Here is a 16,600-nt window from a genome sequence, read left to right as displayed (position 1 = left end):
ACGTCATCGCCGGTGAGCTGTATCGACGTGCCGCACGAAGGGACCGATATTCGTGGCGCAAAAGGTCGTGGTCACGCTCTTTGACGACATCGACGGCTCGGAAGCGGCGGAAACGATCGCCTTCGGACTCGACGGGAAGTCGTACGAGATCGACCTGAACGAAACCAACGCCAAGAAACTGCGCAAGGCGCTCGCGCCCTACGTCGAGGCCGGCCGCAAGAGGTCGCGGTCCGGCAAGGCGTACAAGCAGACGGAGGTCGCCCCCGACCCGGCGGCCGTCCGCGCCTGGGCCCAGGCCAACAAGATGGACGTCCCCGCCCGCGGACGCATCCCCAAGAAGGTCTACGAGGCGTTCAGCGCCGCGCAGTGAGGCGCGTGGGGAGCCGTGACGAACGGCCGGCCGCACGAGCCCGCGAAGGGGCAGTCCTCAGGGTCCGTCAGCGGACCCTGAGGGCCGCGCACTTGGGCATACCGGGCACGAGGGGGAGCCGACTTGCGCCACCCCCCTATTGATCAGCTAATGTCTGGAGCACGCCGAGGGGCGGGGCCGGAAGGCTGAAACCCCGAGGAACGTGCGGGTGTAGTTCAGTAGCAGAACATCCCCCTTCCAGGGGGAAGGCGCAGTGTGCGATTCCTGTCACCCGCTCCGGCACCGCTTGCCACGACCACTCTTGTGGATCAGGTAGGCTGGTGCTCGCACCGATCGGTGGGAGCCGGTCGGGAGCAGTGCGGACGTAGCTCAGTTGGTAGAGCGCAACCTTGCCAAGGTTGAGGTCGCGAGTTCGAGCCTCGTCGTCCGCTCCAGGGAAAGCCCCGGTCATCGCGACCGGGGTTTTTTCGTGTCCGCGGGCCGCTGATATTGGGCGAGCGATGACAATCCCCTTCGAGTGAGCGGGTGCGGCGGCGGTGTGAAGGTCGCCACATCTCTGCGCATCGAAGTGCGCTCCTGCCAGGTGCTGATCGTCATCGGGCACGGGCGGCCCGGTCACCTGGACCGAACGCTCGTGGCGGTGTGCGCGGGTTCGCCCCGAAGGCCGTCGGCGCCCAGTGGCTCGCCGGGATCATCCGGACCGTGGACGCCGGAAACCGTTGTGCCGAGCCGGAGTTGGCCGCCGCCGCGATCTCCGCCGGGGCACCTCGGCATCCCGCCCGGTCGGCGCTCGCGGCCGACGGGGCGTCGGTCCTGGAGATCGTCGAGCCGGCCGCGCTGTCCTCGGGGACCGTGCGGAATCGCCTCTCCTCGGCCGTCACGAAGCCCGACGCCGAGAACTGTCATGCGGCAGTGCGTCTCGCACACGAGCGAGGTTGGGTATAGTTGCTCTCGCGCCACGGCGCAAGGCGGACGTAGCTCAGTTGGTAGAGCGCAACCTTGCCAAGGTTGAGGTCGCGAGTTCGAGCCTCGTCGTCCGCTCTGGAAGAAGACCCCGGTCCATGGGACCGGGGTCTTTTCGTGCTGCTAGCTCCAGCTCAGGCCGGTGAGGCGCTCGTAGGCCTCCACGTACTTCCGCCGGGTCTGCTGGACGACCTCGTCCGGCAGCGGCGGCGGGGGCTGCTCGCTCTTGCGGTCCCAGCCGGAGGCGGCGGAGGTCAGCCAGTCCCGGACGAACTGCTTGTCGTACGACGGCTGGGCGCGGCCCGGCTGCCACTGGTCGGCCGGCCAGAAGCGGGAGGAGTCGGGGGTGAGGACCTCGTCCGCGAGGACCAGGGTGTCGCCGTCGAGGCCGAACTCGAACTTGGTGTCCGCCAGGATGATCCCCCGGTCACGGGCGATGTCCCGGGCCCGCGAGTACACGGCGAGGGTGGCCTGGCGCAGCTGGGCGGCGGTGTCGGCGCCGACCTGACGGGCGACCTCCTCGTAGGAGACGTTCTCGTCGTGCTCGCCGACCTCGGCCTTGGTGGCGGGGGTGAAGATCGGGGCGGGGAGTTCCGAGCCGTCGACGAGGCCTTCGGGGAGGGCGAGGCCGCAGACCGTACGGGACTCGTTGTACTCGACCAGGCCGGAGCCGGTGAGGTAGCCGCGGGCCACGCACTCCACCGGCACCATCTTCAGCTGCTTGCAGACCAGTGTGCGGCCCGCCCAGCCGGCGGGGGCGCCCTCGGGCACCTCGGTGCTGATCACGTGGTTGGGGGCCAGGTCGCGCAGCTGGTCGAACCACCACAGGGACAGCTGGGTGAGGACACGGCCCTTGTCGGGGATCTCCGTGGGCAGCACCCAGTCGTACGCGGACATGCGGTCGCTGGCGACCATCACGAGGTCGCCCGCCTCGTTCTGGTACAGCTCGCGCACCTTTCCGGTGTGCAGGTGCACCAGGCCCGGAACCTGGATCGGCTCGGGCTTTTCTACGAATCCGGACACGGTTCCTCCCCGTGGTTCTGTCCAAGTGCCTCGATTCTCCCTTATGGGGGCGATGGGTTTCGGCCAGGGGTCGTGTGTTCTGTATTGGCGATCAGTCGCGTTTGCAGATGCGGTCCAGGAGGTTGGCCGTGGCGCGCTGGATACGGGGGTCCACATGACCGGGGCGGTCCAGGGCCGGGGACCAGGCGAAGGTTCCGGAGGCGAAGGCCCAGGCGCCGGAGGGGGCGCGGTAGAGGGAGGTCTCCTGGTGGCGCAGGACGCCGTCGTTGTCGGTGTACGGGGAGTGGGCGAGCAGGATGCGCTCCTCGTGCGCGGGCAGCGGGGTGCGCGGGAAGTACCGGTCGGCCTCGCCGGCGACCAGGCCCTCGATCTCGTCGCCCTCGTGCGCGCCGGTCGCCTCCCAGAGCCAGTGGCCGGCGTTGCGGACGACCAGGGGATGCGGCTCGGGCACCCGGCCCGCGTACTGGATGCCGACCACTTGCTGCTCGGGCCGGTCGATCTCGCGCCAGAGGACCGGCTTGCCGGGTCCCTTGCGCTTGCGGCAGGTCAGCAGGCGGTCCGGGACGCCCGACGGGGAAGGGCCCAGCTCCACCTGCCAGTACATGGTGTTGGCGGAGAGGAAGACCAGTGAGGTGCCGCGGTCGCGGGCCTGCTCGACCGCGCGGCGCATCGGGACGGACCAGTACTCGTCGTGGCCGGGGAAGACCAGGCCCCGGTAGCGGGCCGGATCCACGCGGCCGGCGTGCAGGTCGCGGGCGTCGGCGTAGGCGAGGTCGTAGCCGTACCGCTCGGCCCAGCGGATGAAGTCGTAGGCGTGCCCGACGTGCAGGGGAAGCCCGGCGCCCGCGTAGGGGCGGTCGAAGGAGACCGTGGTCGCCGCGTCGGCCTCGCCGAGCAGCCGGCCCTTGTCGTCCCAGGCGTGGTAGAGGCTGGCGCCGGTGCGGCCGTCCTCCGGATACAGGTTGTACGCCTGCCAGGTGATGTCCGGCAGCAGCAGGAGCAGGTCGGCGGGGTGGTCGTCGCGGACCGTGAACGGCACGTGGGAGCGGTAACCGTCGGCGGTGGTGAGCACGGCCACATAGGCGCCGATGGGCCAGTGGGAGGGCACCTGGAGGCGCCAGGACAGCCACCAGTGGTGGCAGGAGACCGTGCGGTCGACGGCCAGCGGCGCGGGCTGGACGATGCCGGACAGGCGCGGACTGGTGGTGATCTTGGAGGCGCCGTCACCGCCGTAGTGGCCGATCCGGTAGATGTCGACGCCGAACTCCTGGGGCGGGTCGACCGTGATGTGGAAGTCGATCGCCGCGCCGGGCGTGACCGCGCCGGTTGCGGTGAAGCCCTTGATCTGGCGGTGCACGTCGTCGGCCGAGCGGGGTCCGGGCACGCGCGGGGCGGTGCCGACCCCTTTGAGCGGCTGTGGGCTCGGGTCGACGTACCAGGGCACGACATGACCGGTGTCGTCGAAGTAGGTCTCACTGCCGCGCAGCCAGGGCATCGGGCCCTGACCGAAGGGGTCCGTGACGGCGTGCGCGAGTGCTCCGGACTCCCAGCGGCGGATGTGGTCCGAGGCCATGGTCGCTCCCCTCCCTCTGCCCCCGTGTCGTCCTGTCTCGGTGGTGCTCGTGCTCGCTGTTCTCGGTGTGCTCGGTGGTACGCACAGTTCTCGGGCGTGCTGTCGTATGTCGCACGCCCTTGCCAGGTGCTTGGTCGCTCCCAGCACATCACATAACGCACGGGCTCGGTCACTAGTCGTTGCGAATTGACCTGAAGTGGAAGACAGAACTCCCGTTCGGCGAGCCGCATGGGGCTCAGCAGGGGGCTGCCACAGCCGGCTAGACGAGCCGTACGGGCTTCTCGGGGCGTATCCCGGACGCGGCCAGCCAGTCGCGCAGCGGGCCCGGGTCTCCCTCCTCGATGAGGCGGAGCACCTTGGGCGCGAGGTCGGCGGCGCGCTCGCCGCCCAGCAGCAGGGAGGGGCCGTCCAGCCAGTCCAGGGCGGGGACCGCGCCGGCGGTGTCCACGGCGGCGCAGCACACCATGGCCGTGACGTGATCGGTGAGCAGGTCGCGGGCGGTGCGGGGCGGCTGCAGCGGGAAGAGCGGCAGGCCGGCGTCGTCCCACAGGGCGCTCTCGGCGCTTCGGCCGGTGGCGGTCGCGCCGAATCTGGGCGCGCCGGCCTCCTCCCGGGCCAGCGCGGCGGTCAGGCCTACGGCGAGGGCGGCGCTGCGTTCCGTGCCGGGGTCTTCGGGCGCGTCCGGTGTGTCGGGCGGCACCGGTTCCGCCTCGGCTTCGCCTTCGGCGGGGATTTCGTTCCCACCCGCACCCCCCATGCGACTTGCGCTGTCGGGTGCGGGTGGCCCCTGTGGGGCGTCCTCGCCGTCGGCGGGTTGCGGAAGCGGCGTCGGGGCGGGGGGCTCCAGGGGGGCGTTCCCACCGTCGGCGGGTTGCGCGTCGGGCGCTGGGGCCGTTGGGAGCGAGGGGGCCGGATCCGCGGCGGTGGGGTGGGGGGCGACCTGCGACGCCCTCGGTTCCGGTGCTTCCGGGGCGGGCTCGGTGAGGTGGTCCAGGACTCGGGCCAGGGTGGGGCCGCCGGGGTCGGGGGTCGTGGGGTCGAGGGACGGGCGGACGCCCAGGGAGTCCAGGACGCGGTGCAGGCGGGCCGCGTCGGCGCGCCAGGTGCGGTCCACGACCTCCTCCGGATACGCCTGCCAGTCCACCGGCGCCCAGTCCGGGCCGGACTCCGCGGGGCCACCGTGGAAGAGGCGGGCGGCGAGCAGGGACGCGGCCTCGTCCACGGCACCCGGCTCCTCCAGGAGGTCGCAGGCGGGCCGCTCGCCGAGCCGGGAGGTGAAACCCTCGGCCAGGCGGTCGCGCCGGGACAACTCGGTGAGCGCCGCCACCACGCCCGCGTCCAGCCGCGAGGGCCAGCGACCCATGCGCCAGGCGGGCAGCGCGACCCTGGTCAGCAGCCGGTCCCAGCCGGCGTAGGCCAGGCCCACCTGCTCCTGGGCGACGATCCGCAGGCCGTAGTCGACGGCCTGGGCCCGCTCGGCCGCCGCCGCGGCGACCCCGCGCTCCATCTGAGTGGCGTGCTCCCGGCAACTCCGCAGCAGCAGGCGGGCCACCCAGCCGAGGGCCGCGCACACACCGCGCGTCGCCGGACAGCGGGCCCGTGTCGAGGCGACCGCGACCGCCGCGTCCAGACCGCGCACGAATCGCCGGGCGGCGGCTATGTCCGGGTGCCCCGAAGGGCCCGTACCGGCGATGACCGGGGCGAGGACCGCGCGCAGCTCGCCGACCCGCATCCACCACAGGAACGGGGAGCCGATGACGAGCACCGGCGCGACGGGCGGGCGGCGGCCCGGGCCCGCCAGCTCGTCCTCGTCGGGCGCGGGGCGCGCAGGCGGGCTGTGGGCCGAATGTGTGCGGTCCTCCAGCCAGCTGTCGCAGTCCGGGGTCAGCGCTATGGCCGAGGGGGCCGGCACGTCCAGCCGGTCGGCGAGGTCGCGCACCATCCGGTACAGGTCCGGGGCGGATCCCTCCGGGATCGGCACCGTCGGGCTGACGGCCGGACGGGCCCGGGCCACGACCAGGGCGATACCGGTGGCGGCCAGCAGCACCAGCACGGCGAGCACGCCCACGACCCAGCGGGCCACGTCCCAGCCCCGGCCGACGAAGTGGCCGGTGGGGCCGCCGGTCAGCAGGATCACCGCGGCCGCCGCGGGCAGCACGGCCACGGCCAGCGCCCGGCCCCGCACCCGCAGTACGGCGAGGGCCCGGCTGCGCGCGGCCTGCGCGCCCATCTCCGCACCGATTCCGGTCACGTCCCGCCCTCACCCCCTCACTGCCGATGTACGTGCTGTCCTGGTGGTGCTCACTCCCCCACTGTGGCACCCGCCACTGACATCGCAATGCCGGTGGGCCAAGTGCCGGAACGCTTGCGCGGCACCCTAGTTGGGGCTCCGGCCCACGTCAGCCGTATGGACGATTGCTCACTCGATGGAATGGCTTTGGTCAGAGGTGAGTGACAGACAGCAAAGATCAGGCCCCGGATCAGGGGATCCGGGGCCTGCATCAGGGCGAGGGAAAGTCAGGCGTCCGCCGCCTCGGCCGCCGCCTTCGCGGCGATGTCCGTGCGGTGCTGGGAGCCGTCCAGGTGGATCCGGCCCACCGCCCGGTACGCCCGTTCGCGCGCCTCGGTCAGGTCCTTGCCGGTGGCGGTGACGGACAGCACCCGTCCGCCCGCGCTGACGACGGCGTCGCCGTCCCGCTTGGTCCCGGCGTGCAGCACGTACGCGTGCGGGGCGTCCTCGGCGGCCACCTCGTCCAGACCGGTGATCGGGTCGCCGGTGCGGGGGGTGGCGGGGTAGTTGTGCGAGGCGACGACGACCGTGACGGCCGCGTCCTCGCTCCAGCGCAGGGGCGGCAGATCGGCGAGGTTGCCGGTGGCGGCGGCCATCAGCAGGCCGGCCAGCGGGGTCTTCAGCCGGGCCAGCACGACCTGGGTCTCGGGGTCGCCGAAGCGGGCGTTGAACTCGATCACCCGGACACCACGGCTGGTGATCGCCAGGCCCGCGTAGAGCAGACCGCAGAAGGGAGTGTCACGGCGGTGCAGCTCGTCCACGGTCGGCTGCAGCACCGTCTCCAGCACCTCGTCGACCAGCTTCGGCTCGGCCCACGGCAGCGGCGAGTACGCGCCCATGCCGCCGGTGTTCGGGCCCTCGTCGCCGTCCAGGGCGCGCTTGAAGTCCTGGGCGGGCTGGAGCGGTACGACCGTCTCTCCGTCGGTGATCGCGAAGAGGGACACCTCGGGGCCGTCGAGGAACTCCTCGATGACCACGCGCTCGCAGGCGGCGGCGTGGGCCTTGGCGGCCTCCAGGTCGTCGGTGACGACCACGCCCTTGCCGGCGGCGAGGCCGTCGTCCTTGACGACGTAGGGGGCGCCGAAGGCGTCCAGGGCCTCGGCGGCCTCCTCGGCCGTCGTGCACACGTAGGAGCGGGCGGTCGGCACCCCGGCCGCCGCCATGACGTCCTTGGCGAAGGCCTTGGAACCCTCCAGCTGCGCGGCCTCCTTGGACGGGCCGAACACCGGGATGCCCGCCGCGCGGACGGCGTCGGCCACACCGGCGACCAGCGGGGCCTCCGGGCCGACGACGACCAGGTCGGCACCGAGGCCGGCGGCCAGCTCGGCGACCGCCTTGCCGTCGAGCGCGTCGACCGAGTGCAGCTCGGCGACCTCGGCGATGCCGGCGTTGCCTGGGGCGCAGTGCAGCGCGGTGACGTCGGGGGCGAGGGACAGGGAGCGGCACAGGGCGTGTTCGCGGGCGCCGCTGCCGATGACGAGGACCTTCACGGGGTCAGCCTAATGGCAAGGTTGCCGAAGGTTGGGGGGCGGGTTTGTTGGGGTTTCCTCCAAAGGAGGGCGGTGTCGGGGTGGCCGTCCTCTGGGGGCCCGCCCCCAGAGGCCCGACTTTGCCCACCTGCCCACTCGACTCGGTCGGCTGGGAGGGTGCCGTTCGGGCTTGGGGTGGGTGGTGCGGGCGGGACGGGCCGGGGGAGAGAGCTGGCTCGGTCGGCTGGGAGGGTGCCGTTCGGGCTGGGGTGGGGCGTGTGTGGTGCAGTGCGGTGCGGGCCGAGGTGGGCGGGAGTCGGCTCGGTCGGCCACTCGCGGCACCGATCCCGGCCAGCAACTCGCGGCGCCAGCTCATCCCTGTCGGCCACTCGCCGGGCCGCCCCTTCCCGGTCGGCCACTGGCACTGCCGCGCCCCGACCCGGTTGGCCACTCGCAGCGCCACCCCGGCCCGGCGGGCTACTCGTTCGAGAACTCCTCGACCACCGTCGCCCCCAGTTCCCGCACGATCAGTTCGTGGCCGGAGAGGGCCGACTCGTCCAGATCCGGGTCGTCGTCCTCTGGGATGTCGTCCTCGGGGGCGACGGGGGGCGGCTCGGGGGCGGACGTGGGCTGAGGCGCAGGGGTGGGTGCGGCGGGAGCGGCCGCGGGGCCGGACTGCGATGGCGCGGGAGCCTGCGGGGCCGGCTGGGGAGCCGCGGGGCGGGGAGCGGCCGGGGCGCCGTAGCCACCGCCGCCTCCGGCGGGGGCGCCGTAACCCCCTCCGCCGCCGAAGCCCGAGCCCCCGGCGGGCGGGGGCGCGGAACCGCCACCGGACGGGTCTGCGACCGCCTCGATCTTCCACTGCACGTTGAACTGCTCGGCCAGCGCCGCCCGCAGCACGTCCTCGCTGCCGCTGCCGGCGAAGTTGTCACGGGCACCGGCGTTGACGAAGCCGAGCTGGAGAGTGGTGCCGTCGAAGCCGGCCACCTGCGCGTTCTGGCTGAGCAGGATCCAGGTGAAGCGGCGGCGGTTCTTGACGGCCTCCAGGATGTTCGGCCAGAGCATGCGGGGATCGAGGCCACCGGTCGGGGCGGCCGCGGGCGCTGCCGGGGCCGCGGGGGCCGCGGGGGCCGCCGAGGATGCCGGGGGCTGCTGCTGGCCGGCCGAGGGACGGCCCGGGGCATGGCCCTGTGGGGTGTGGCCTTGCGGTGCGCCGCCCGCCGGTGCAGCGGCCGTGGGCCAGCCACCAGGACGCCGGCCACTTCCGGCCGTAGCGGCTGTGGGCCAGGCGCCGGGAGCGACGGGAGCCGGGGTGGACGCACCGGCCGGGGCGGGGGGTGCGGAGGGCGGCACCTCGGCCTGGGCGGCGGGTGCGGGGGCCGCCGGGACGCCAGGGGCAGCCGGTGCCGTGGGAGCCGTAGGGGCCGTAGCCGCGGGGGCGGCCGGGGCCGGACCACCGACGCCAGGGCCGCCAGAACCCGGACCAACGGCCCCATGACCACCGACGCCAGGACCACTGACACCCGGCCCACCGGCACCCGGACCGCCAACGTCCTGCCCACCAGCGCCAGGCCCGCCACCCCCCGGCCCATTGGCCGACCGCACCGCCGCGCGGGCCGCCGCCGGGCCGGTGCCGGGCGGTACGGAGGCTGCGGCGGGCGGCATGGAGGTGCCGGCGCCGTGGGACTCGGGGCCAGGGACGTAGCCCATGGCGGGCGCGCCGGTGCCGGCCGAGAAGTGGACGCCACGCTCGATGCGGTCGAGGCGGGCCATCAGCGAGCGCTCGTCGCCGTAGGCGGCGGGGAGCATGACGCGTGCGCAGATCAGTTCCAGCTGGAGGCGGGGCGAGGTGGCGCCGCGCATCTCCGTCAGGCCCGCGTTGACCAGGTCGGCGGCGCGGCTCAGCTCGGCGGCGCCGAAGGTGGAGGCCTGGGCCTGCATGCGCTCCAGGACGTCGGCGGGGGCGTCGAGGAGCCCCTTCTCCACGGCGTCCGGCACGGCGGCGAGGATCACCAGGTCCCGGAGGCGCTCCAGCAGGTCGGCGACGAAACGGCGCGGGTCGTTGCCGCCCTCGATGACGCGGTCGACGACCTCGAAGGCGGCGGCCCCGTCACCGGTGGCGAAGGCCTCGACGACGGAGTCGAGAAGGGAGCCGTCGGTGTAGCCGAGGAGGGAGGTGGCCATGGCATAGGTCACACCCTCCGCGCCGGCACCGGCGAGGAGCTGGTCCATGACGGACATGGAGTCACGCACGGAACCCGCGCCGGCGCGCACGACGAGGGGCAGCACGCCGTCCTCGACCGGGATGTCCTCCTTCTGGCACACCTCGGCGAGGTAGTCCCGCAGGGTGCCGGGCGGGACGAGCCGGAAGGGGTAGTGATGCGTCCGCGACCGGATCGTGCCGATGACCTTCTCGGGCTCGGTGGTCGCGAAGATGAACTTCAGATGCTCCGGCGGCTCCTCGACGACCTTCAGCAGCGCGTTGAAGCCGGCCGACGTGACCATGTGGGCCTCGTCGATGATGTAGATCTTGTACCGGCTGCTCGCGGGGCCGAAGAACGCCTTCTCGCGCAGCTCACGGGCGTCGTCCACACCACCGTGAGAGGCCGCGTCGATCTCGATGACGTCGATCGAGCCCGGGCCGTTGCGCGCCAGGTCGCGGCACGACTGGCACTCGCCGCACGGGGTCGGGGTGGGACCCTGCTCACAGTTCAGGCAGCGGGCGAGGATCCGTGCGCTGGTCGTCTTGCCGCAGCCGCGCGGACCGCTGAACAGGTACGCGTGATTGACCCGGTTGTTCCGCAGCGCCTGCTGCAGCGGGTCGGTGACATGCTCCTGCCCGATGACCTCGGTAAAGGTCTCCGGGCGATAGCGGCGGTACAGCGCGAGAGACGACACGCATACGAGGTTATAGGCGCCCACTGACAACCGGTCCCGGCCGCGGACGCCCCGACGAAGTCCGCAGCGGCCCGGAAACGCAAGGGCCCCCCACGCACCCGCCAGAGCCGACCTACCCTTGCTGCCTTCCGGCCCTGGGGGAGTTCAGTCAGATAGCGCCGCGTGAGGGGCTGCGCTCCACAGTACCCGATCGCGGCCCGTGGGCTGTAACGGATGCGGGCCTGCGGGAACGAGGCGGGAACGAGTTCGCGAGCACTCCCCTCGGTCATGTAATGTTTCCGGCGGAGGATTCGCCTAGAGGCCTAGGGCGCACGCTTGGAAAGCGTGTTGGGGGCAACCCCTCACGAGTTCGAATCTCGTATCCTCCGCCAGTGCCTCACCGGGCACGATGTCGAAGGGCCCCACTGTTCGCAGTGGGGCCCTTCGACGTGCGTGGTCTCAGTTTTGGTCTCAGTTGCCTCCGGAGGAGCCCCACAGCTTCTCGCCGACCTGATCCGCGACCTTCCGGAGCATGAGCCCTGTCACATGCATGTAGCGGGCCCGCATCCGCGCGGCGCCACCCGGCTCCCATCCCATAATCGCGTCCACGATGACATCGGGGACACCGAGCACGAGGAGGACCGTGGCCGCCGTGTGCCGAGCGTCATGAAGGCGCCCGTCCCGCACGCCAGCGTCCCGAAGAAGCCGCTTCCACACGTGGTAGTCGGTGTTCGGGCTCAGAGGCCCCCCAGTCGGCGACGTGAAGACGTAGCCCTTGTCCTCCCAGTCGGCTCCGGCCTCCGCGCGCTCCCGGTCCTGCTCCTCCCTGTGCTTGCGGAGCAGCTTGATCAGCGGGTCAGGCAGACCGACCGTCCGGCGACCAGAGCGTGACTTCGTGCTCTTGTGCTCGCGCCGAATCTGCTCGCGCTTGGGGCAGTACCCCGGCTTCTTGCCGCACGACTCGTCTCCGCAGCCATGCCTGTACCTGGGCCGGAGCCGGTTCCGGCGGATGCGGAGGTATCCCGCGTCCAGGTCAACGTCATCCCACTGGAGCGCGAGAGCTTCTCCCTGGCGGAGGCCGAGCGCGAGGGCCACGACCCAGCGCGCGCTATTGCGGAGCTTGGATGCCTCCAGGAGCAGGCTTTGCACCTCCGCGATGGTGTACGGCTCCACCTCCTCCTCTTCGAGCCGGGGAGCCCGGGCGATCTCGGCGACATTGCGCGAGACGTGCCCGCGCCGCCTGGCCTCGGCAAGCGCCACCCGCACAGTGCGGTGCACGTGATGCGCCGTCCCGGCCTTGCTGCCCTCGCGCTGCATCTTGGCGTAGAAGGCCTCCAGGTGCTCCGGCTCCAGACGGTCGAGCCGGTGAGCACCGATGCCCGGGACCAGGTGTACTCGCACGTCCACCTCGTACCCGGCGTACGTGTTCTCTGAGACGTACTTCTTCGCGATTTCGTGCACCCAGTGCTCCAGCCAGCTCCCAAGCGTCCACTTCTCGCCCGGCTTGCTGAGGTTCCCCAAGTCGCGCTTGCGTTCTATCTCCCGGACGGCTTTGACGACCTCAGCCTTGGTTTTGCGGCCGACGTGCCGCCGATCAGGTTTGCCGTCCGGGCGGATGCCGACGGTCACACGGCCATGCCATCGGCCATCGGCGCCCTTGTAGATCGAGGCCGCGCCGTTCGGCTCCCGGGTCCGCTTCGCCATCACGCATCTCCCATGGAAGAGGCGGAGGCGCCACGAAGACGGCGGACGTACGCGACGAGGGCGTCAACGGGGATGCGCCGCAGACTGCCGACCTTGACTGACTCCAGCTCACCCGAGGCGATGAGGGCGAAGCACGTTGTGCGGCCGATGCCCAGTCGGCGAGCAGCTTCTTCGACCGTGAGGAGAAGAAGCGTCGGATCAGCGGTCGTCGGGTCGAGTGTGGCTGCGACTGTGGTCACTTCTCCCCCTTGGAATCTAGGCCGAGCAAGATCAAAACGGGGCGGGCCGGCACGAGCGTTGAGCCACCGCAGACGGGGCACGGGAAGCGGGGCTCAGTGGAGTGACGCCCGGAGCCGCCGCACTCCAGGCAGCCCGTCCACTCGTTGGCCGCGAACGCAACCCAGCAGGCGGCACAGTCGGCGCAAGGCAGTTCGCGGCACACCGGGCAGTCCGAGCCCGGTACCCGCCGCAAGCGTTCACGCAAGGTCGGCTCCTCCTGATGCGGCCAGTTCTTCACGGGCGGTTTGGCGGTTGAGCTGGAGATCACGGGCGATCGAGGCGGCGAGGACCGACTCACCGGGGGTGTGGCCGTGTCCGGCGTACTGCCAGTCAGCGAGCACAAGGACGGTTTCCGGCTCGACCTCGTCGAGGCCGAGGGCGTCACGTTCCTGGGCGGCGCGGTAGTCGGCACGGGCCTGGCGGAGCTCGCCGAGGGTTGTCGAATAGCGGCGGGACTTCGAGGAGAAGTGACCGCGGAAGCCGAGCATGTGAGCCCAGGCCCACAGGCGCCGGTCGGGGTACAGCCCCTCCAGGTCGCGGCACGCCGCGATCAGACGGCGGGCGTGGTCGGGAACGCCGTGCCGGTCAAGTTCCGCGAGTTCGCCGATGCGCCGGTCGAGGGTGCCGGTGTTCTCCGCAGCTTTGGTGGCGTACTTGGCCACGTAGGAGGCCACCGCCTGTTCGGTGATGTCCGAGCCGTCGCCGAACGCCATCACGGGGCGGACGTCGAGTTGTCGGCCCCACTGGAAGGTGCGGGCGGGCTGGTCCCCGGCGGCCGGGACGCTCACGCTGCTGTATGCGTGCACCGCAGACGCGCGGATGGCGTCCGTGAGCAGGTCGGTGCTGGCCCAAGCGGGCGGTAGGGAGTCAGGCCCGTCAGGTCCGTCGAGGCGGATCACGGCGTGGAAGTGGACGGCGCCCCGCTTCTGGAACTCGGCCACCTTGCCGTAGGACACCCGGCAGGCTTCTTTCAGTTCGCGCTGGGTCAGTCCTGCGCGGGCGGCGATCTCTCGGCGGAGCCGGTTGGCGAACCGCATCCAGAGGTCTCCGGCGTAGTTGTTGAACAGCACCATGCCCGCGTAGTCGTACGTCTCCGGGTCCAGAGCGGTACCGAGGGCGGGGTCGTCTGCGGCGTGGTGGGTGCCGCAACGGCAGACGCCGCGCTCGGGCCGGTTGTGGACGGGGCCAAACGAGGGAGCGGTGAAGGTGGCGAAGACGCGGGGATGGTCGCGGACAGTGGCCGGGATGTCCTTGGCCTCGTCTCCAGCGAGCCCGGCTCGGATGAGGCGGTAGGTATCGCCCGCGTACATCCAGGCGCAGGACGGGCAGCGGGAGGCCCGCCGATTGCCGCAGGCCACCCGGAGGCGTCCGCCCGGTTCGCCCTCAGTGCTGTAGCGGTGCAGGGTCTCGCCGGTGACCTTGTCCTTGTGGAGGACCCAGCCGCGTAGGTGGATGGGGTCAGCGCAGCCGCCGGTGCGCTTGATCTGGTCTTGCCAGCGGTCGAAGCCGGGGAGCCCGGCCACCCTGAGGAGGTCTCCCAGGGTGATCGGGTCCAGGCCCGCGAAGGTCGCGGTGTCGGTCACGCGGCTCCCTCCTGCTCGTCGGCGGTGATCTGGTCGAGGACGCGGGCGGCTTCGTCGGCGGCGCGAGCCAGGGTGCGCAGGGCTTCGGCGGTGCCGGGGCGGGCGATGAAGGCGACGTCGATGAGGTCACCGCCGATACGGAGGCTCACGAAGGCCCCGTCGCGGTCGGTGCTGGGGAAGACGTGCACGCGGCTGGTGGTGTCCGGCTCGATGTGAGCGGAGGTGGTGAGGGTCTTCACGCGGCCGCCCCCGATACCGTGGCGCACGGCCGACGTACGGGCGTGGTGCCGGTGCCGTTGCAGGCCGGGCAGTGCGCGGTGATGATGCGCAGGTGGCCGTGCCGGTCGCGGCCGCCGAGGGTGATGGCGACCGTGGCGAAGCCGTCGCAGTCCGGGCAGATCCGCGCGTTGCGGGTGGTGGCCTGAGTAGGGCCGGTCATGATGGAGATTCCTTCCGGATCGATGGTTCGGGCAGGGACGGCACCCGGAGCGGACGAGACTTGGCGGTTGACGCCGCTCCGGGGGCCGGTCAGCGTCGCCGGGTCTCGGAGGCAAGCAGCGAGCGCAGGACGACCGCGCACACGGCGACCGAGGCGCCAGTGATGGCGACCGCGAGGAGCATGGAGACCAGGACGGCGCCGACGACCAGGACCACGGCGGTGCCCCCGCCGACGAGGGCAAGCACGGTGCCGGGCGTGAGCTGGACGACCGGCCGGGACGGCGCCGGAGCTGCCGGGGCGGGCGGCGGGGTCTGAGCCGCCGGGATGACCGTGGTCGGCTCGACGACGGCAGGCGGGGTCACGCATCCGGTCGGGGTGGGCATGGTCGGGATCTTCGGGCGAAGCATCGGTGAACTCCCTTCTGAGCGGGCTACTTGACGAGTGGGTTGATGGCAGGGGCCAGGACGCTGTCGGCGAGGAGGTAGCCACCGAGCAGCAGGACGGCGATGAGCCAGGCGGGCGGGCGGATGAGCTTGACGCCGAGGTAGCCGACGACGAGCAGGGCGAACCAGAGCGGAACCTGCAACGGGGTGCCTCCTAGCGGACGCGGCAGCGGTGGGTGCGGGCGGCGAGTTGGGCGGCGGACTGGCTGGTGTAGTCGGCGGACCAGCCGCAACCGTCGGCGGTGCACACGGCGGCGTATTTGGTCTGGCCGTGGCGGTCACGATGGGTGCCGATCTGGACCGGGCCGATGCTCATCACGGAGTGGAAGAAGTCGCGGGCAGGCATGAACTGATCTCCCTTTCGGTCAGGCGAGTTGGGCGGCGATCGCATCGGCGAGGTGGGACGGGACGCCGAGGCGGGCCCGCAGGGTGTCGGTGTCGATCGGGTTGCCGGTGCGTGCTTCGTGGTCGGCAGCGACCTTGCGGGCGTGGTCGACCAGCGCGGCCGGGACCGCCACCGGAGGAGCGGGGGTGGGGCCGGCGACGGGCAGAACCGGGGCCGTCTCGGACTCCAGGGCGGGACCCGGTTCGGGTTCGGGCTGGGGTTCGCTGTCAGGTGCGGGGGCCGGGGCTGCGGATGCCAACGGAACGGGCGCGCGGTCCCCGGCGTGGTCGGGTGAGGCCGAGTGGGCGAGGAGGGTTCCGCCGAGGAAAGCCAGGGCAGGCCATCCGGCGACACCGAGCCGGAGCAGCGCGGGCGGGTGGGCCAGTTCGAGGAATCCGGCGGTGGCGACGTTGGCACCGAGTGAGGCGACCAGGGCGACGAGGAACCAGCACCAGGCCAGCCGGGATGGGCCATCCGAGCGGAGGCGTCGCCAAGCAGCGACTAGGAGCAGGTCAACCGAGACGGGATAGGCCCACGCCTTCCAGCCGGACTGTCCAGCCGCGGCGGCCAGGTCATGGAGGTGAGCGAAGGACAGGGCTCCGGCGATCACAGCCTGTACGAGCACGGCATCCGGGCGCAGTGCGGGACGCATCGCGGATCCTCCTTCCGGGGGGGTTGCAGGGCGGGGCGGGGATCGGTGTCCGGTCGCCCCGTCCCTGCGGGGCGTTCAGTCGGTGGGGGCTTCGCCGGTGCCCCAGCAGGTGAGGCACAGGCCGGTCTGGTGGTCGTCGGTGGCGCGTTTCTTACGGGCTCCGACCCGGACGGCTTCGGTGATCTCGCCGTTGCCGTCGCAGTCCGGGCACTTGACCGGCTCGGGCCTCGGCGGAGCCGACTTGCAGTTGCGGCGGGTGGCAGGCCGTTTCGCGGTGGCCATGCTCACCACCCCTCGCCGGGGTATTCCGGGCCCTCGTTCGGGTCGTAGCCGGGCGGGAAGGTGCCGGGCGGCGGCTCCGGCAGCGACACGGCCAGGCACGGGCCCACGGTGTCGATGAAGTCCTCATCCGCGCCGGGCATCTCGGCGTACAGGGCGAGTTGGCCGAGCATCACCACGGTGCGGGCGAAGTCCTCGCAGTCGGGGCACATGGCGGGTGATCTCCTTCTTCGGGCATGGCTCGGGTAGGGACCTGGCGCGAGGCGGTCGC

Annotated in this window: 17 protein-coding genes, 4 tRNA genes, 1 other RNA gene and 1 pseudogene; 6 read left to right on the top strand and 17 right to left on the bottom strand. The window is 72.1% G+C overall.

Going from position 1 to position 16,600, the window contains the following annotated elements; translation table 11 throughout:
• The first annotated feature begins 52 nt into the window (after positions 1–52).
• From AB0M27_RS12090 to AB0M27_RS12070, 5 genes and pseudogenes are all read left to right on the top strand, one after another.
• On the top strand, positions 53–370 hold the full coding sequence (locus AB0M27_RS12090; protein WP_031164632.1) for an Lsr2 family protein: 318 nt from the start codon (positions 53–55) through the stop codon (positions 368–370).
• 204 nt (positions 371–574) lie between these two features.
• Positions 575–646: transfer RNA gene (locus AB0M27_RS12085), tRNA-Gly, on the top strand.
• 82 nt (positions 647–728) lie between these two features.
• A tRNA-Gly gene (locus AB0M27_RS12080) sits at positions 729–804 on the top strand.
• 77 nt (positions 805–881) lie between these two features.
• Positions 882–1,315 (top strand): annotated as a pseudogene (locus tag AB0M27_RS12075) (DNA-binding response regulator); the annotation flags it as partial.
• A 23-nt stretch (positions 1,316–1,338) separates the two neighbouring features.
• Positions 1,339–1,411, top strand: a tRNA-Gly gene (locus tag AB0M27_RS12070).
• Between the two features lie 45 nt (positions 1,412–1,456).
• Here the strand turns inward: AB0M27_RS12070 and AB0M27_RS12065 are convergent.
• The 6 genes from AB0M27_RS12065 to ffs form a co-directional block, all read right to left on the bottom strand.
• Complete coding sequence (locus tag AB0M27_RS12065) at positions 1,457–2,356, bottom strand: phosphoribosylaminoimidazolesuccinocarboxamide synthase (RefSeq protein WP_365720579.1); 900 nt, start codon at positions 2,354–2,356, stop codon at positions 1,457–1,459.
• 91 nt (positions 2,357–2,447) lie between these two features.
• Positions 2,448–3,929, bottom strand: a complete 1,482-nt coding sequence (locus AB0M27_RS12060; RefSeq protein WP_365720577.1) for a N,N-dimethylformamidase beta subunit family domain-containing protein — start codon at positions 3,927–3,929, stop codon at positions 2,448–2,450.
• A gap of 259 nt (positions 3,930–4,188) precedes the next feature.
• Complete coding sequence (locus AB0M27_RS12055; protein ID WP_365720575.1) at positions 4,189–6,180, bottom strand: hypothetical protein; 1,992 nt, start codon at positions 6,178–6,180, stop codon at positions 4,189–4,191.
• A gap of 266 nt (positions 6,181–6,446) precedes the next feature.
• Entirely contained in the window at positions 6,447–7,709 is a 1,263-nt protein-coding gene (gene purD, locus AB0M27_RS12050; RefSeq protein WP_365720573.1) for a phosphoribosylamine--glycine ligase, read from the bottom strand.
• A gap of 456 nt (positions 7,710–8,165) precedes the next feature.
• Positions 8,166–10,586 carry a DNA polymerase III subunit gamma and tau gene (locus AB0M27_RS12045; protein WP_365720571.1) on the bottom strand — a complete coding sequence of 807 codons (2,421 nt, stop codon included), beginning with the start codon at positions 10,584–10,586 and terminating at the stop codon, positions 8,166–8,168.
• 78 nt (positions 10,587–10,664) lie between these two features.
• Positions 10,665–10,761, bottom strand: an RNA gene (gene ffs, locus AB0M27_RS12040) — signal recognition particle sRNA small type.
• 108 nt (positions 10,762–10,869) lie between these two features.
• On the opposite strand from ffs, the gene AB0M27_RS12035 reads away from it, so the two are divergent.
• Positions 10,870–10,957: transfer RNA gene (locus tag AB0M27_RS12035), tRNA-Ser, on the top strand.
• A gap of 79 nt (positions 10,958–11,036) precedes the next feature.
• Here AB0M27_RS12035 and AB0M27_RS12030 read toward each other — a convergent pair.
• The 11 genes from AB0M27_RS12030 to AB0M27_RS11980 form a co-directional block, all read right to left on the bottom strand.
• Complete coding sequence (locus AB0M27_RS12030) at positions 11,037–12,269, bottom strand: tyrosine-type recombinase/integrase (RefSeq protein WP_365720569.1); 1,233 nt, start codon at positions 12,267–12,269, stop codon at positions 11,037–11,039.
• Positions 12,269–12,508: a helix-turn-helix domain-containing protein gene (locus AB0M27_RS12025; RefSeq protein ID WP_365720567.1), complete on the bottom strand. Its 240-nt coding sequence runs from the start codon at positions 12,506–12,508 to the stop codon at positions 12,269–12,271. The genes AB0M27_RS12030 and AB0M27_RS12025 overlap by 1 nt, the downstream gene beginning before the upstream one ends.
• Before the next feature lie 237 nt (positions 12,509–12,745).
• Positions 12,746–14,131, bottom strand: coding sequence for a replication initiator protein RepSA (gene repSA, locus AB0M27_RS12020; protein ID WP_365720565.1), 1,386 nt, complete (start codon positions 14,129–14,131; stop codon positions 12,746–12,748).
• Positions 14,128–14,370: a hypothetical protein gene (locus AB0M27_RS12015; protein WP_365720563.1), complete on the bottom strand. Its 243-nt coding sequence runs from the start codon at positions 14,368–14,370 to the stop codon at positions 14,128–14,130. Before AB0M27_RS12015 ends, repSA begins: the two co-directional genes overlap by 4 nt.
• On the bottom strand, positions 14,367–14,570 hold the full coding sequence (locus AB0M27_RS12010) for a hypothetical protein (protein ID WP_365720561.1): 204 nt from the start codon (positions 14,568–14,570) through the stop codon (positions 14,367–14,369). Before AB0M27_RS12010 ends, AB0M27_RS12015 begins: the two co-directional genes overlap by 4 nt.
• Positions 14,571–14,659: 89 nt before the next feature.
• On the bottom strand, positions 14,660–14,977 hold the full coding sequence (locus AB0M27_RS12005) for a SpdD-like protein (protein WP_365720559.1): 318 nt from the start codon (positions 14,975–14,977) through the stop codon (positions 14,660–14,662).
• A 23-nt stretch (positions 14,978–15,000) separates the two neighbouring features.
• A complete protein-coding gene (locus tag AB0M27_RS12000; RefSeq protein ID WP_365720557.1) occupies positions 15,001–15,156 on the bottom strand; it encodes a hypothetical protein in 156 nt (51 codons plus the stop codon).
• Positions 15,157–15,167: 11 nt separating this feature from the next.
• Positions 15,168–15,359, bottom strand: a complete 192-nt coding sequence (locus AB0M27_RS11995) for a mobile element transfer protein (protein ID WP_365720555.1) — start codon at positions 15,357–15,359, stop codon at positions 15,168–15,170.
• Between the two features lie 19 nt (positions 15,360–15,378).
• On the bottom strand, positions 15,379–16,050 hold the full coding sequence (locus AB0M27_RS11990) for a DUF2637 domain-containing protein (protein WP_365720553.1): 672 nt from the start codon (positions 16,048–16,050) through the stop codon (positions 15,379–15,381).
• A gap of 75 nt (positions 16,051–16,125) precedes the next feature.
• Positions 16,126–16,332 carry a hypothetical protein gene (locus tag AB0M27_RS11985; RefSeq protein WP_365720551.1) on the bottom strand — a complete coding sequence of 69 codons (207 nt, stop codon included), beginning with the start codon at positions 16,330–16,332 and terminating at the stop codon, positions 16,126–16,128.
• 2 nt (positions 16,333–16,334) lie between these two features.
• Complete coding sequence (locus AB0M27_RS11980) at positions 16,335–16,541, bottom strand: hypothetical protein (protein ID WP_365720549.1); 207 nt, start codon at positions 16,539–16,541, stop codon at positions 16,335–16,337.
• Positions 16,542–16,600: the final 59 nt, after the last annotated feature.

Origin of the sequence: Streptomyces sp. NPDC052107 (assembly GCF_040680215.1) — a bacterium.
GTDB lineage: Bacteria > Actinomycetota > Actinomycetes > Streptomycetales > Streptomycetaceae > Streptomyces.
The sequence above is the reverse complement of the archived record's forward strand: the minus strand, read 5'-3'. Positions and strand labels throughout refer to the sequence as shown.